The following is a 14,906-nucleotide window of genomic DNA, read 5'->3' as shown; positions in this document are numbered from 1 at the left end:
TCGTGATCAGCGTGCGTGGAGCAGGTGGTCGATGGCCAGCTGGTGCAGCTTCACGAAGTGGTAGCCCTGCGCACCGGCCGCGTCGACGTCGTACTCCTCGAAGGCGCTCTTGTCGTTGAGCAGGTCCTGGTAGGTCTCGCCCTCGTTCAGCGTGGGCTTCGCCAGCTCCAGCACCTTGGCCTCCTGCAGCGCCGCCTGCACCTCGGGGTCGGCGCGGAACGCCTGCGCGCGCTCCTTGAGCAGCAGGTACATGCGCATGTTGGCCTTGGCCGACTCCCACACGCCCGTGTAGTCCTCGGTGCGCGAGGGCTTGTAGTCGAAGTGCCGCGGGCCGTCGTAGCCGGGGCCGCCGCCGGGCGCGCCGTTCTCCAGCAGGTCGACCGTGGCGAACGCGCTGAGCAGGTCGCCGTGGCCGAACACGAGGTCCTGGTCGAACTTCGGGCCGTGCTGGCCGTTCAGGTCGATGTGGAAGAGCTTGCCGTGCCACAGCGCCTGGGCGATGCCCTGGGTGTAGTTGAGGTTCGACATCTGCTCGTGGCCGACCTCGGGGTTGATGCCGAACAGCTCCGGGCGCTCGAGCTCGTTGATGAACGCGATCGCGTGCCCGGCCGTGGGCAGCAGGATGTCGCCGCGCGGCTCGTTGGGCTTGGGCTCGATGGCGAAGCGCAGGCCGTAGCCCTTGTCCTCGGAGTACTGCGCGAGCAGGTTGAGGCCCTCGCGGTAGCGGTCGAGCGCGGCCTGGACGTCCTTGGCGACGTCGTACTCGGCGCCCTCGCGGCCGCCCCAGAACACCAGGGTCTTGGCGCCCAGCTCGGCGGCGAGGTCCATGTTGCGCAGCACCTTGCGCAGCGCGTAGCGCCGGACGGTGCGGTCGTTGCTGGTGAAGCCGCCGTCCTTGAACACCGGGTGGGTGAACAGGTTCTGCGTCACCATCGGCACGATGAGGCCGGTCTCGTCGAGCGCCTTCTTGAAGTTGGCGATGATCCCGTCGCGGGTGTGCGCGTCGGAGCCGAACGGCACCAGGTCGTCGTCGTGGAAGGTGATGCCGTACGCCCCCAGGTCGGCGAGCTTGTGCACCGCCTCGATGGGGTCGAGGGCGTCGCGGGTGGCGTCGCCGAACGGGTCGCGGGCCGTCCAGCCCACGGTCCAGAGGCCGAAGGAGAACTTGTCATCGCGCGTGGGTTGGACCGACACGGTTACCTCCACGTAACAGCACGGATTTGTTTATTGGTTGAATTATTTGAGCCCGGTGTGGCATTGTCAAGGGCGTGGCGGCCCGGCTCATGACTTCCTCCAGCGCCCCGGTGCGGCAAGCGAGCGTCCGGGCCCATAATCTCGCGCTGGTCCTGCAAACTGTGGCAAACAGCGCAGATCCGATATCCCGGGCGTCCGTCGCGGCGGCCACCGGGCTCACCCGCGCCACGGTGTCCGCGCTGGTCGACGACCTGATCGCCGGGTCCCTGCTCATCGAGGTCGACCCGGCGCCGCGCAACGGGGCCGGACGGCCCGCGGCCGGGCTGCGTACCGCCGCGATCGGCCCGGCCGGCCTCGGGCTGGAGATCAACGTCGACTACCGGGCGGCGTGCGTCGTCGACCTCACCGGCGCCGTCCGGCACCGCCTCGTCGAACCGGGCGACCAGCGTCCCGTCGACACCGTCGCCGCGCTCGCCGCGCTGGCCCGGCTGGCCCGCCGCGCTCGCGACCTGGCCGAGGCGGACGGGCTCACCCTCGCCGGCGCCGCGCTCGCGGTCCCCGGGCTCGTCGCGGCCGACGGCGTCATCCGGGTCGCCCCCAACCTCGGATGGCAAGACGTCACCGTCGGCGACCTCCTCGACGGGCTGCCCGTCACGGTCGACAACGAGGCCAACCTGGCCGCCCTCAGCGAACTGGGTACCGGCGGCCTGCCACCGAGCTTCGTCTACATCTCCGGCGAGATCGGCATCGGAGCCGGCATCGTCCTCGACGGCACGCTCTTCCGGGGCGTACGCGGCTGGAGCGGCGAGATCGGGCACATCGCGATCGACCCCGACGGACCCGCCTGCCGGTGCGGCGCGCGTGGCTGCCTCGAGCAGTACGCCGGCCAGGAGGCGATGCTGCGCGCCGCCGGGGTCACCACCGTGGCGGAGCTGGCCGAGGCGGACCTGACCCGGGCCGGGCGGGCCCTGGGCACGGCGATCGCCACCGTCGTGAACCTGCTCGACGTCGACACGGTCGTCCTCGGCGGCATCTACGCGCCGCTGCTCCCCCGGCTGCGCGACGGCATCGCCGTGGAGATCGAACGACGGGTGCTCACCGCCGACTGGTCACCGGTGACGCTGCGGGCGGCTGCGCTCGGCCCCGACGCGGCGATGCGCGGAGCGGCGGGAGCGGTGATCCGCGCGGTGCTCGACGACCCTGCCGCCTGGCTGGCGCGGAGCTAAGCCGTGCGCGCCTGAGGGTCCTCGGCCTCTCCGGCCGCGGCGCTGAACTCGGCGAGCCCGCGGATCAGCGCGGCGCGGCCCGCCGGGCTCATCCGGTCGAGCACCTCGGAGAGGATCTCCCGCCGGGTGGCGCGGAGGTCGTGCAGGAGCTGGCGCGAGGACGGCGTGAGGAACAACGCGATCTCCCGGCGGTCGGCGCGGCCCGGCACCCGCTCCACCATGCCCGAGGCGACGAGACGGTCGCAGAGCCGGCTCGCCGAGGACAGGATCATCTTGAGCTGGCCGGCCAGCCCGCGCAGGTTGATGCCCTCCTCGCGCTCCACCACGAGCAGGGCGTTCAGCTGCGGCCAGGAGACCCGGGGCGTGGCCCGCTCCCGGGCGGCGTCCCAGGCGGCCAGCAGGGCAGGCGCGGCGTCGTCGACCGCCGCGGCGAGGTGTGGCCCATCCGGCCCATGGTATTCGGCCATGGTGCAGCAGAGACTACCCGTACGGTGCACGTGTCGAGGGGGGTGCAAAGGTGTCGGAGCGGCTGACCGCCGTACGCCGGGCCCTGGCCGAAGCGGCCGCCGACCGCGTGGTGGAGTGCCTGGCCGAGGTGCTCACCAAGGAGTACGGGGTCGACGACCTGGACGTCCTCCTCGTCGACTACCGGCTGTCCGCGCTGATCCCGCTCCGCTCGGGGCCATCGGTCACCCGGCCGGGTGATCCCGCCTGGCGCTGCTTCGACCACCAGACGGAGGTGGGCGCCGGACACGTGACGTACCTGCCGGTCACCGCGCGCGGGGAGCGGATGGGTGTGCTGCGGTTCATCCCGCGCCCGTCGTCCGAGGTGGAACGCGCGGAGCTGGCCGAGGTCGCCACGCTGCTCGGCCATGAACTGCAGGCGGCCGCCGCGGGCACGGACCGGTACACGGTGGCGGCGCGGGCCCAGCGGCTCACGCTCGCCGCCGAGATGCAGTGGGAGCTGCTGCCGGGCCGCAGCCGGGTCGGGTCCGGCTTCAGCCTCGCGGGACAGCTCGAGCCGGCGTACGCGATCCGCGGCGACGGCTTCGACTGGGCCGAGCACGACGGCCGGGTGTCGGTGACCGTGCTCAACGGCATGGGCGACGGCATGACCGCGGCGCTGCTCACCGCCCTGGCCGTGCACGCCCTGCGCAACGCCCGCCGGGCCGGGCTGGGGCTCGCCGACCAGGCGGCGCTCGCCGATCAGGCGGTGTTCGCCCAGCACCGCGGCGCTTCCCATGTGGAGGCGCTGCTGCTCGAGCTGAACCTGGAGACCGGCGAGGTGCAGGTCGTCGACGCCGGCTCGCCGCGGATGATGGTGCTGCGCGCCGGGGAGGTCGTGGAGCAGCCGCTGGAGGCGCAGTTCCCGCTCGGCATGTTCGAGACCTCCGACTACGAGACGCAGACGCTGCGGCTGCAGCCCGGCGACCGGCTCGTCATCGTCAGCGACGGGGTGTCCGACGCGCTCGGGCACGCCGGGCGGTACGGCGACTCGGCCCTGTACCGGTTCGTCCGGCGCACCGGGGGGCAGGCGCCGCTGCAGGCCGTACGGTCGCTGCTCGGTGATCTGCGGGCGTTCGTCAGCGCGGACCTGGAGGACGACGCGGTGGCGGTCTGCCTGGACTGGACAGCCTCAGCAGGCTGAATCGCCGCCGCAATCCGAGAAGCCGCCCCGGCCCGTGGGGGCCGGAGCGGCTTCGCGCTGGAGGGGTCCCGGGTCAGCGGGCTCCGGAGCGGGACGAGATCGCCTCGAGGAAGATGTCGGAGATCTTCGCCGGGTCGGGGGCGATGAACACGCCGCCCGCGTTGGTGGCGTTCGTGATCGCCTCGAGCTCGTTCCGGTCGACGCCGGTGCCGATGCCGATGATCACCATGCGGACCGGGCGCTTCGGGTCGGCCGCCTTCTTCAGCTCGTTGATCAGCGTCTGGCGGGTGATGCCGTCCTTGTTCTCGTTCACGCCGTCGGTGAAAAGCAGCACCGAGTTGACCCGGCCCGCCTGCCACGTGTCCTGGACGGACCTGTACGCGGCCAGCGCCGTGTCGTAGAGACCCGTGTCGCCGCCGTCCTTCGGCACGATGCTGCCGATCGAGGCCTGCAGCTGGCTGCGACCCGAGGTCAGCGGCGTGATCGGCACGATCTGCTTGTACGGCTTCTTGCCGTCCATCTCGGTCGAGAAGATCCACGTGCCGACGGCCCACTGGTCGTCGAAGAGCGCGAGGCCCTGCGAGGCGGCGCGGCGGGTCACCTCCGCGCGGCTCAGGTTGCCGGCGGTGGGCACCTTCGTCTTCATCGAACCGGACACGTCGAAGACGGCGAGCGCGCGGCCGGGCAGCGTGATGGCCGCCCAGCTGCCGAGCGCCTGGTTGATCGAGCCGGCGTCGAGGCCCGCCGCGGCGGTGCCCTCGGTGCCGCTCGGGGCGCCGGTGGCGGCCGGGGTGGCCTTCGGCGCGCCGATCGGGGAGGCGAAGCCCACACCGACCGTGCCGTCGGGGGCGCGCAGGCCCACCTTGGCGAGCTCGTCCCGGAAGCCCGGCTGCTGCAGCGCCTCGCGCAGGCCGGTGGCGGCCGCCGACTTGGTCAGGTCGACCTCGGGCATGACCGCGAACGGGTAGTCCAGCGACGGCGGCTGCGGGTTCAGGTACAGCGCGGCGAGCGGCACGACCGGCTTCTCGGCGTTGTACGCGACCACGTCTTCCTCGGACAGCGGCGCGGCACTCACCGCGCTTGCCAGGTCGGCGGCGTCGGTGGAGCGCGGGAACTTCTGCATCAGGTCGTCGCGCAGCGAGGAACTGCCCGCGGCGAGCGCCCGCAGCGCGGCCACCTGCTGAGCCTTGGCCTGCGCCCCGCCGCCGGCGGAGCTGCCGAGCGCGAGCAGGCCGGCCAGGCCCGCGGCGTCGCGGGTCGGGTTGACGATGCCGGTACGCAGGGAGTTGCCGGTGGTCATGCGCTTGAGCAGGTCACCCCAGCCCAGCTTGCGGTCGGGCCAGCCGACGCTCTGCGCGACCGGCTCGGGCATCGCGACGACGACCGGGCTGGTGGCGATCGACTTGCCGTCGGTCGGCACGAAGCCCGACGCCTCCGAGCGCAGCCGCATCAGCCAGGTGGTCGAGTCGGCGATCCACACGTCCGGGATGATGCCCGACTTGCTGGCAGCACCGAGCCCGGTCAGCGTGACGCCGTGCTTGAGCGCGATGGTGGACGCCATCGCCGCCGGGTTGACCCCGGTGACGGTGACAGCGACGCAGGTGCCGTTGACCTCGGCACCGTTCGATGACCATTGCTGAGCTGCCCGGTCGACAGCGGGGGCGATCTCCGTCGCCGCGGCGACGGTGAGCCTGATCTGACCGGAGCAGTCGTTGTCGGCGAGTTGCTGGTAACCGAGCCAGGACCCGACGAGGACAACCACGATCGCCATCGCTGATGCGACGACGCCGGCTCCCCTGAGATTGAAGTTTCTGCGATGGCGGCCTGACACGCGCTCCATACTGCGCATCGCGAGACCCGAATGCCATATACGTTCGGACGAAAGTTACTCGGATTGGAAATTCCGCATACCTAATTGACCGTACGTGATGGCGCCATCTCGGTGAGTGGCCGATCGGCTGCCCGCCTTGTCGTTTTCCCGTTGAAGATCACGACTCTCCGACGGTGTCCGGCTTCGCTGGTCACGCCGCCCGCCCCGGCTTCGGCACCCAGGACAGGATGCAGGTCGGGCTGCTCTCGGCCACCGGCTCCCCCTGGGCGGTCGGTACCCCGGTGTCCGGATCCACCCGGAAAATCGTCACGTTGTGTGAACGTTCGTTGGCTACGTACAGGTGATCCGCGAGCAGGGCGATGTGCCGCGGCCACGAGCCTCCGGTGGCGACCTCGGCGATCACCGTGCCACCCTCCGGCTCCCACCTGAGCACCGTGACGGTGTCCGGGCCGCGGTTGGCGACATAGACGAAACGGCCGTCGCGGCCCGTCGTCACCTCCGACGGCTGGTTGGGCCGCGTCGCGCTCACCACCACGCCACCGTCGCGTGCCAGCTCGCCGCCGGCGCCCGCCCGGTACCAGCTGAGATCGCCGGTCAGCTCGCCGACCAGCACCAACGCGCCGTCCGACGTGCGCAGCAGGTGCCGCGGGCCGGTACCCGGCTCCGCGACCACCGCCGGACCCACCAGGGTCAGGCGCCCGGACACCGGATCCAGCCGCGCCCGCCAGACCCGGTCCGACCCGAGGTCGCTGATCAGCACCTCCGAGCCGTTCGGGTCCGGCGCCACCATGTGCGCGTGCGGGCCCTCCTGCCGGTCCACCACCGGGCCTTTGCCGTCGAGGCCCAGCAGATCCGTGCGCTCACCGGGAACACCGTCGGCGTCCAGCGGGAACACGCTCACGTCACCGCTCACATAGTTGGCCACCAGCAGATGCCGCCCGTCCCGGGAGACCGCGAGGTGGCAGGGCGCCGAACCGCCGGTCGGCTGCACGGCCAGCGGGGTCAGGGACGCGTCGTCCGCCACCGCGAAGGCGCTCACCGTGCCGGCGGTCAGCTCGTTCACCGCGTACAGCACCGGCAGCGTCGGGTGCTGGGCCAGGAAGGACGGCGACGGGGTACGGGCGACGACCCCCAGCCGGGTCAGCGAGCCGGTGGTGACGTCCCGCCGCAACAGGACGATGCCCTCCCCCTCGCCCCCGCTCTCACCGGTGTAACAGCCCAGGAATACGTACTCGTCGCTCGCGCCCATGCCACGATCCCACCACACCCGCTCCAGGCGTGCGACGAGATCGGCGGCGGGCGCGCGGACCCCCGTACACCCGCGCGACCGCCGCCGTGCTTCAGGCGTTCAACATCTCGTACGCGGCCTTCGGCGCCTTCTGCTGCTCGGCGGCGGCCGGCTCGGTGGGCGACCCGGCGCTGCCGTACTGGTCGTAGACGACCTCGTAGCGGGCCGCCTTCACCTTGCCGGCCGCGGGGATCTTGACGACGGTACGGGTCAGCCGCCCCTGCGCGTCGACGGTGGCCTCGAACGGCACCGCCTTCGCCCGGTCGCCGAGCGCCTTGAGGGTGGAGTCCCCCACGATCCCCGCCTCGCCCTGCTTCGTGAGATCCGTGGTGCCCTCGTACGTGCCCGTGCCCGTCTGCTTGACGTCCACGATCGCCCGCAGGACCGCCCCGGCCTCCCCGGGATCGGTCTCGTTGTCGTACGACAGCGGCGCGTCCTCGGTGTCCTCGACCTTGGTGGGATCCACGAGCAGCCACTTCTTCGGCAGCTTCGGGAAACCGGTCAGGCCCTCCGTACCCTTGAAGTCGACCTTGATCCAGGACTTCTCCCGGACCACCAGGAACTTCATCGTCAAGGTGAAGCCCAGGTCGGGGTCCTTCTGGCTCACATCGATCCGGTAGCTCTTCTTCTTGGCGTCCAGCACCCCGGTCATCGGCTGCGTGCCGCCCTTCACGGTGAAGTGGAACGGGCCCGTCGAGAAGTCCGGCAGCGCGTGCATCAACGTGTCCTCCGGCGTGGCCGGCGCAGGCGAGGCGGCTTCCTTCACCGCGTCGGCGACACCGCACCCGCCCATGGCCACGCCGCCGAGGGCCAGCAGCGCGCCGAAACCGGCCAGTCGCACCTTACGAACGTTCATTGTCTTAGTCCTTTGCGCATGAGGGGTCTTCTGCGGTGACGCCCTGAAGACTGAGGGACAGTGCTGCCGTGTCGCTGCCGCTATGCTGCTGCCGGCTGCCGTTTCGCTGCCGTTCCACGTCTTAGCAGGTCAAAGGGGGTGCCTCGGGTGGGCCCCGCGCTGGAATACCAGCTCCTCGGCGAGCTGCGCGCCCTGCGCGGCGACGAGGCGCTGGAGCTCGGACCGGCGAAACAGCGCGCGGTGCTGGCGGTGCTGCTGCTCAACGCCGGGCGGCCCGTACCGGTCCACCAGATCGTCGACGCGGTGTGGGGCGACGAGCCGCCGGAGAACGGGGCGAACGTCGTGCAGAAGTACGTGGCCGGCCTGCGCCGCGTGCTCGACCCGGACAGGTCGCCGCGCACCCCGGGCGACCTGCTCGCGCTCACCACCGGCGGGTACGTGCTGCACACCGGGCCGGAAGCGATCGACGCCGACCGGTTCCAGGCCGGGCTGGCCACCGCGTCCACCCAGCGCAAGGCCGGTCAGCTCGCCGAGGCGACGGAGACCCTGCGGCGGTCGCTCGCGCTCTGGCGGGGCGAGGCGCTCGCCGGCCTGAGCGGCCCGGTCTTCGACGCCGCCCGCACCCGGCTCACCGAAGCCAAGGCGACGGCCTGGGAGAAATGGGCCGAGATCGAGGTCGCGCGCGGCAACCACACCGGCGTCATGCCCGATCTGGTACGCCTCGTCGAGGAGTTCCCGCTGCGCGAGGGCCTCCGCGCGCAACTGATGATCGCCCTGCACCAGGACGGGCGGCAAGCCGAGGCGCTGGCCGCGTTCCGCGACGCGCGCGAGTACTTCCTGGAGGAGTTCGGGGCTGAGCCCGGCGAGAAGATGCAGGAGACCCACCGGCGGATCCTGCGCGGCGAGGCGTTCTACGCCGAACCGGTCGACCCGTGGGCGGACAGCGACGACATCCCGGCCCCACCGCCGTCGGCCTTCATCCAGCAGTACGTGCCGCCGGACGTCACCGTGACGACGCCGCCGCCCCCCTCATGGGGCCAGCCGCCGCCGTCCTCACCGCCGCCGTACTCGGGGCCCTTCTCGTACTCGTCCTCCTCGTCGCCTTTCTCGGCTCAGCCGTCCTCGCCGCATTCGGTGCCGCCGCTTCCGCCGCCGCCCAAGCGACGCTTCCCCATCGGCGAGGTCCTCATTGCGTCACTGCTGCCGATCCTGGTGTGCTCGTTCGGCAGCTGGATGTACTTCGTGTACGCCGGCCTCCGGCGCCGTGACAACCGCCAATTCGCGTACGCGGCCGGCTACGCGCTGCTCTTCGTCGCCTCGTTCACCATCGCCATGATCGACCCCACTCCCGTCGACAGCCCCAACCTGAGCACCGCCGAAACCATCGGCTTCGGCCTCTTCGCGACCACCGCGCTGATAGCGGCCATCCACGGTGGCGTCGTCGCCGCGCACCCCGGCGACACCCCGCGCAACCGGGTGCTACGCGAACAGGCCCGCCAGTTCGTCGCCTTCGACCCGGCCCGGGCCCGGCAGCTCGGCGTCGGCCGGCCCGACCTGGTCCGGCACATCGACGACGGCGGGCTGATCGACCTCAACCATGCCCCGGGACACGAGCTCGCCCGGCTGCCCGGCGTCACCCCGGACCTGGCCCACCGGATCGTCATCGCGCGGTTCGAGCGGCCGTACGCGCAGCCGGAGGAGCTGATCGTGCGAGGGCTGCTGTCGTCGCGGACGCTGCACCGGATCGGGTCACGGCTGATCTGCGTCCCGCCGGCCCCCGGGCCGGTCGCGACGCCCTGGGGCGGGCACTACCAGCAACACTGACCGACCCGCCCGACCCGCCCGACCCGTCGCCCCGCGGTCCCGCAGCCGATGTCCCGAGCCCGCGCCCTGCGGCCGGCTTCCCCTGACACCTGGGCCCGCGGCCGGCTTCCTCGGGCTCCCCGGCCCTGCGGCCGGCTTCCCGAGCCGCGGCCCGCTTCCCGAGCCGCGGCCGGCTTCCGAGCCGCGGCCGGCTTCCCGGCACCCGCGGCCGGCTTCAGCGAGCCGGCGGGTCAGCGGGCTCCGGCTGCCGCCAGCTGCCGGCGCGCGACGTACTCGACCAGCTCGATCAGCACGTTGCGGGCCGCCACCGGCTGGCGGGCGTCGAACTCCACGACCGGGACCTCCGGGTCGAGGTCGAGGGCCCGGGCGATCGCCTCCGCCCCGAAGCGGCGCTCGTCGAAGCAGTTGACCGCCACCACGAACGGGGTGCCGCGCTGCTCGAAGTAGTCGATCGACGGGAAGCAGTCGGCGAGGCGGCGGGTGTCCGCGAGCACCACCGCACCCAGGGCGCCCTGGGACAGCTCGTCCCAGAGGAACCAGAAGCGGTCCTGCCCGGGGGTGCCGAACAGGTAGAGCTGCAGGTCCTCGGTGATGGTGATGCGGCCGAAGTCCATCGTCACCGTCGTGGTCCGCTTGCTTTCCACGCCGGAGGTGTCGTCGGCGCCGTCCGCGCCGGTGAGCACTTCCTCGGTCTGCAACGGCCGGATCTCGCTGACCGAGCCGACCATCGTGGTCTTGCCCGCACCGAACCCGCCGGCGATGAGGATCTTGAGCGCGACCGGGATGCGCGAGCGCGCGCCGTCACGGTCAGAGCGCACGGAGTCCATTGACAACCGCCTTGAGTACGTCGACGTCATGCGGCTGGGTGGCCGCTGGTGGCTCGTAGAGCGAAATGAGGCCCGCCGAGCGTAGATCACCCAGCAGAACTCGGACGACCCCGATGGCGAGGTCCAGTTTGGAGGCTAGTTCGACAACGGACGTGGGCTCCCACGCCGCGCCGACGAGTGCGTGATGCTCCGGTTGCAGCGAGGGCGACGGGGGCACGTCCGGCATCGTCGCGACCACGAACGCGAGCAGGTCGAACTCGCCGCCGGCGGGTGCCACCCGGCCCTGGGTCATCGCGTACGGGCGGACGACCGGGCCCGCCTCGTGGTCCAGCCAGTCGTGCGGCGCACGCATGGGGTCAGCGGGCATCGGACCCGGGGAGCCGAACGGGGGCGTCCATCGTCTGGCCGACCCGGGTGACGAGCATGGCCATCTCGTACGCGATGAGCCCCAGGTCGGCGTCGCTCTCGGCCAGCACGGCGAGGCACGCGCCCAGCCCGGCGGCCGTCACGAAGAGGAACGCCTCCTCCATCTCGACGACGGTCTGGCGTACGGGCCCGGCGCCGAAGTGCCGGCTGGCGCCCTTGGCGAGGCTCTGGAACCCGGCGGCCATGGCCGAGAGGTGCTCGGCGTCCTCCCGGGTCATCCCGGCCGACGCGCCGAGCAGGAGCCCGTCGGCGGAGAGGACCACCGCCTGCTGCGCCGACGGCACCCGCTCGACGAGGTCGTCGAGGAGCCAGGTGAGGTTGGCGCTCTGGTTCGTCGTCTGTGCCACTTATGCGTCCTTCTCCAGCCGGTGGTTCTGGTGCTTGTCGCCGGGCGCGGGATCCGTGCTGCCGTCGGTGCCGGCCGCGGAATCCCGCACAGCCGGGAAGGTGACGGTAGCCGCCTCGGACCACGTCGGCCCCCCTCCCGTCTGCTGTTTGTCAGTTTCGGTCGCGGACCGCTCCCCCTCTCCCCCATTCCGCTCACTACCAGCAGTTATGTCTTCACTCAGGGGCACCGGCGTCGATCCGGTGGCCAGCGCGGCAGCTTCCCGGCGGCCGCGGGTCGTGCCGCTCTGCAGGGCGCTCATCATGCTCCGGACCTCGTCCGGCGAGCGGACCGTCGCGGCCTCCGGACGGTCGGCCACCGGGCCGCGGAGCTGCGGCGCCAGGCTGGCCTGCCGGACCCGGCGCGGCAGCAGGGCCTCGGCGGAGTTCGGCGCGGCCTCAGCGGCGGCCGGCGCGCCGCCCTCCGGGCTGGCGGTCGCGGGCGGCGCGGCCGGGGTCGCGGGCGCAGGTGGCGCGGCCGCGGTCGCGGGCGGCGCGGCCGGAGTCGCGGGCGCAGCCGGCGCGGCCCGGGTCGCGGGCGGCGCGGCGTCCGGGGCGGTGCGGGGTGACGGGATGCGGGTCGGCGCCGGGCCGTTCGGCGGGGTCGGGCCCGGGTCGCCGCTTCCCGGGAGGACTGTGGGCGCGTCGCCGTGCACGAGGCCGGAGGCGGGCGTGCCGTCGAGGACGCGGCCGTTGCCGGGGTGACCGTTGGCGCCGCCCTCGACCGGGCCTGCTGGGCCTGCTGGGCCGAGCGGGATGGCCGGGCCCGCCGGGCCTGCTGGGCCGAGCGGGATGGCGCCCGGCATGCCGGCGAGGCCGGTCGGGGCCGTCAGGTTGGGTGGGAGCTGGGCGGGGGGCTCGGCCGGGGCGTTCCTGCGGCGGCGGGGGACCGTGCGGCGGCGCTGGACCAGGCCGTCGGCGGTGAGGCCGTCGACGACCGCGCTGGGTGTCGGGCCGGTCGGGTCGGCGGGGTCGCGGGAATCTCCCGGGAGGTGGTCTCCGGGTGCGGTGACCGTACCCTCGAGGGCCACGCCGTTGATCTTTGCTGCGGGACCGGTGACCGGGATGGACTGCAGCTCCTCGGTGCCCTGCCACTGCAGCGCGGCGAGCGAGCTGCGGGACGGGTCGTCGGTGCCGCTGCCGAGGATGGGACGGTCCCAGGACTCGTCCGCGGTGGCCGGTCCCGCGGTGAGGGCGGCCGGGGCGCCGGGGCCGGGCGGGGCCGCGGTGACGAGCTCGCCGGGGACGAGCACGATCGCGGTGATGCCGGCGTACGCGCTGGCCCGCAGCGACACCCGGATGCCGTGCCGGGCGGCCAGCTGGGCCACCACGAAGAGGCCGAGCCGGGCGCTGTCCGCGGGGTCGAAGTCCGGCGGCTCGAGCAGCTTGCGGTTGGCCTCGGCGATCGCGTCGGCGGACATGCCGAGGCCGCGGTCCTCGATCTCGACGGCGTACCCGTTGGGCAGGATCTGTCCCACCACCGTGACCCGGGTCTGCGGGGGTGAGAACGACGCCGCGTTCTCCAGCAGCTCGGCGAGCAGGTGGATGACGTCGCCGACCGCGCGGCCGAGCACGGCCGAGGACTCGACGGAGACGATGTCGATGCGCTTGTAGTCCTCGACCTCGCTGATCGCGCCGCGGACGACGTCGATCAGCGGCACCGGGTTGCGCCAGCCGCGGCCCGGCGCCGCGCCGGCGAGGATGACGAGGTCCTCGGCGTGGCGGCGCATGCGGGTGGCGAGGTGGTCGACCCGGTAGAGGTCCTCCAGCTCCTGCGGCTCGGTCTCGCGCCGCTCCATCTTGTCGAGCAGGGCGAGCTGCCGGTGCAGCAGCGTCTGGCTGCGCCGGGCGATGTTGAGGAACACCTCGTTGATGCCGCGGCGGACGGCGGCTTCCTCGACCGCCGACTGCACCGCCGTGCGCTGGACCTCGTTGAAGGCGCGGCCGAGCTGGCCGATCTCGTCGCGGCCGTACTCCAGCGGCGGGGTCTCCACGTCCACGTCGACGGCCTCGCCACGCTGCAGGCGCTTGACCACCGTGGGCAGCCGCTCGCCGGCCATCTCCAGCGCCTCGCGGCGCAGCCGGATCAGGCGGCCGACGATGGAGCGGCCGACCCGTACGGACACGAGGATCGTGGCGACGAGCGCGAGCAGCCCGAGCAGGCCGGCGATGCCCAGGCGGACGAGGACGCCGACCGCGACGGGTTTCGCGTCCTCGGCGAGCGAGTCGGTGGCGTTGATCTCGAAGGCGCGCAGCTGCTGCGCCGTGGTGTCGTACGCCGGCTGCCACGCCTCCGCGCTGACCGGGGCGGTCGCACCGACCTGGCTCGAGGAGAGGAGCTGGTTCTGCAGCTCCTGCAGCCGGTTGAAGGCGGCCCCCCGGCTGAGCCGCTGGTACGCGGTGCGGTCCCGCTCGGGCAGGTCGTTGACGCCCTGGGTGAACAGGAACCGGGAGGTGCCGATCGCCTGCAGCATCTCGGTGCGGCTCTCGTCGCCGAGCTTGCCGCCCGCATGGGCGCCGGCGAGCAGCGAGTCGACCCTGCTGAGGTATTCCTGGCCGCGTCCCACGGTGGTGAGGGCGCGGATCTCGCGGTCGACGCGCTCGTCGCCGAAGGTGGCGGTGGCCGAGAACATCTGGAAGCCGGAGTCCACGATGCCGTTGTAGAGGTTCTGGGCGCCGACGACGTCGATCTCCCGGCGGTCGATGTAGCCGCGCGCGGTCGGCAGGCTGTCGAGGTCGCTGAAGACCTGGCGGATGCGGGACTCGAGGGTGGCGCCGGCGGCGTCCCGGGCGTCCTGGCTGCCGGCGGTGCGGCGGAAGTCGGCCGCGGCGCGGTCGGTGGCGGCGCGCTGGGCGGTGAGCTTGTCGACGGCGGCGTCCGGGGCGGCGAGGAACTCCACCGAGAGGCGGCGTTCCCGCTGGATCTCGCCCATGAGGACCTCGCCGGGCGTACCGACCGTATCGAGCAGCGTCTGCGCCGACAGCAGGTTCAGCGCCGGGCCGGCGGTGATGGTCGTGGCGAAGGCCCAGAGCGCGAGGAGCGCGGCGAGGGGCACCGCGACGAGCGCGATGATCTTCGACCGGATCGACCAGTTGCGGGTTCTCATCAGCCTCCGCCCGAGGGGTACGCAGGACAGCGCGCGCAGCCCTGGAAGATGCTTGACACGTCAACGACCGTCGATGAGCTGCGCGCCTGGCGGGAAGAATACGGAATGGCGGCGATCGCGGCCAGTTCCGCTCCGTACCGTAAGAAGGTTGTATGTCCTTTCTGTACGGGAGATTGGCATGCGCCGGAGCCGATCGCGGGGAGTCCGGCACCGGACAGAAGCGGTTTTCACGTCGGCTGCCCGATCTGCGGTTGACGACCCCGCCGACGTGGGAATACCTCCGAGGGAAGAAGGA

At 72.5% G+C, this 14,906-nt stretch carries 12 protein-coding genes; 3 read left to right on the top strand and 9 right to left on the bottom strand.

Annotated elements, in window-relative coordinates; all coding sequences use genetic code 11:
- Positions 1–6: 6 nt before the first annotated feature.
- Positions 7–1,194, bottom strand: coding sequence for a xylose isomerase (gene xylA, locus IT780_RS31320; RefSeq protein ID WP_199515420.1), 1,188 nt, complete (start codon positions 1,192–1,194; stop codon positions 7–9).
- A gap of 89 nt (positions 1,195–1,283) precedes the next feature.
- On the opposite strand from xylA, the gene IT780_RS31315 reads away from it, so the two are divergent.
- Positions 1,284–2,420 carry an ROK family protein gene (locus IT780_RS31315; RefSeq protein ID WP_199515448.1) on the top strand — a complete coding sequence of 379 codons (1,137 nt, stop codon included), beginning with the start codon at positions 1,284–1,286 and terminating at the stop codon, positions 2,418–2,420.
- Here IT780_RS31315 and IT780_RS31310 read toward each other — a convergent pair.
- Positions 2,417–2,887: a MarR family winged helix-turn-helix transcriptional regulator gene (locus IT780_RS31310; RefSeq protein WP_199515419.1), complete on the bottom strand. Its 471-nt coding sequence runs from the start codon at positions 2,885–2,887 to the stop codon at positions 2,417–2,419. The genes IT780_RS31315 and IT780_RS31310 overlap by 4 nt on opposite strands.
- 50 nt (positions 2,888–2,937) lie before the next feature.
- Between IT780_RS31310 and IT780_RS31305 the strand changes: the two genes are divergently transcribed.
- Positions 2,938–4,068 (top strand): PP2C family protein-serine/threonine phosphatase, encoded by a 1,131-nt coding sequence (locus tag IT780_RS31305; RefSeq protein WP_199515418.1) that lies wholly within the window; start codon positions 2,938–2,940, stop codon positions 4,066–4,068.
- Positions 4,069–4,141: 73 nt separating this feature from the next.
- Here the strand turns inward: IT780_RS31305 and IT780_RS31300 are convergent, their stop codons facing one another.
- From IT780_RS31300 to IT780_RS31290, 3 genes are all read right to left on the bottom strand, one after another.
- Positions 4,142–5,839, bottom strand: a complete 1,698-nt coding sequence (locus IT780_RS31300; protein WP_199515417.1) for a VWA domain-containing protein — start codon at positions 5,837–5,839, stop codon at positions 4,142–4,144.
- Between the two features lie 250 nt (positions 5,840–6,089).
- On the bottom strand, positions 6,090–7,148 hold the full coding sequence (locus tag IT780_RS31295) for a lactonase family protein (RefSeq protein ID WP_199515416.1): 1,059 nt from the start codon (positions 7,146–7,148) through the stop codon (positions 6,090–6,092).
- A gap of 91 nt (positions 7,149–7,239) precedes the next feature.
- Positions 7,240–8,043, bottom strand: coding sequence for a hypothetical protein (locus IT780_RS31290; RefSeq protein ID WP_199515415.1), 804 nt, complete (start codon positions 8,041–8,043; stop codon positions 7,240–7,242).
- 147 nt (positions 8,044–8,190) lie between these two features.
- Between IT780_RS31290 and IT780_RS31285 the strand changes: the two genes are divergently transcribed.
- On the top strand, positions 8,191–9,867 hold the full coding sequence (locus tag IT780_RS31285) for an AfsR/SARP family transcriptional regulator (protein ID WP_199515414.1): 1,677 nt from the start codon (positions 8,191–8,193) through the stop codon (positions 9,865–9,867).
- A gap of 230 nt (positions 9,868–10,097) precedes the next feature.
- Here the strand turns inward: IT780_RS31285 and IT780_RS31280 are convergent, their stop codons facing one another.
- The 4 genes from IT780_RS31280 to IT780_RS31265 are packed head-to-tail and all read right to left on the bottom strand — an operon-like array spanning position 10,098 to position 14,611.
- Positions 10,098–10,694, bottom strand: coding sequence for a GTP-binding protein (locus IT780_RS31280; RefSeq protein WP_199515413.1), 597 nt, complete (start codon positions 10,692–10,694; stop codon positions 10,098–10,100).
- The gene (locus tag IT780_RS31275; protein ID WP_199515412.1) at positions 10,675–11,046 is read right to left on the bottom strand and encodes a DUF742 domain-containing protein; all 372 of its coding nucleotides are present in this window, start codon (positions 11,044–11,046) and stop codon (positions 10,675–10,677) included. Before IT780_RS31275 ends, IT780_RS31280 begins: the two co-directional genes overlap by 20 nt.
- A gap of 4 nt (positions 11,047–11,050) precedes the next feature.
- The gene (locus IT780_RS31270) at positions 11,051–11,467 is read right to left on the bottom strand and encodes a roadblock/LC7 domain-containing protein (RefSeq protein ID WP_199515411.1); all 417 of its coding nucleotides are present in this window, start codon (positions 11,465–11,467) and stop codon (positions 11,051–11,053) included.
- Positions 11,468–14,611, bottom strand: coding sequence for a sensor histidine kinase (locus IT780_RS31265; protein ID WP_233413781.1), 3,144 nt, complete (start codon positions 14,609–14,611; stop codon positions 11,468–11,470).
- Positions 14,612–14,906: the final 295 nt, after the last annotated feature.

Source organism: Nucisporomicrobium flavum (assembly GCF_016464385.1).
Classification (GTDB): domain Bacteria; phylum Actinomycetota; class Actinomycetes; order Mycobacteriales; family Micromonosporaceae; genus Actinoplanes; species Actinoplanes flavus_A.
Note: the sequence above shows the minus strand (reverse complement) of the source record. Positions and strands in the feature narration are given on the sequence as shown.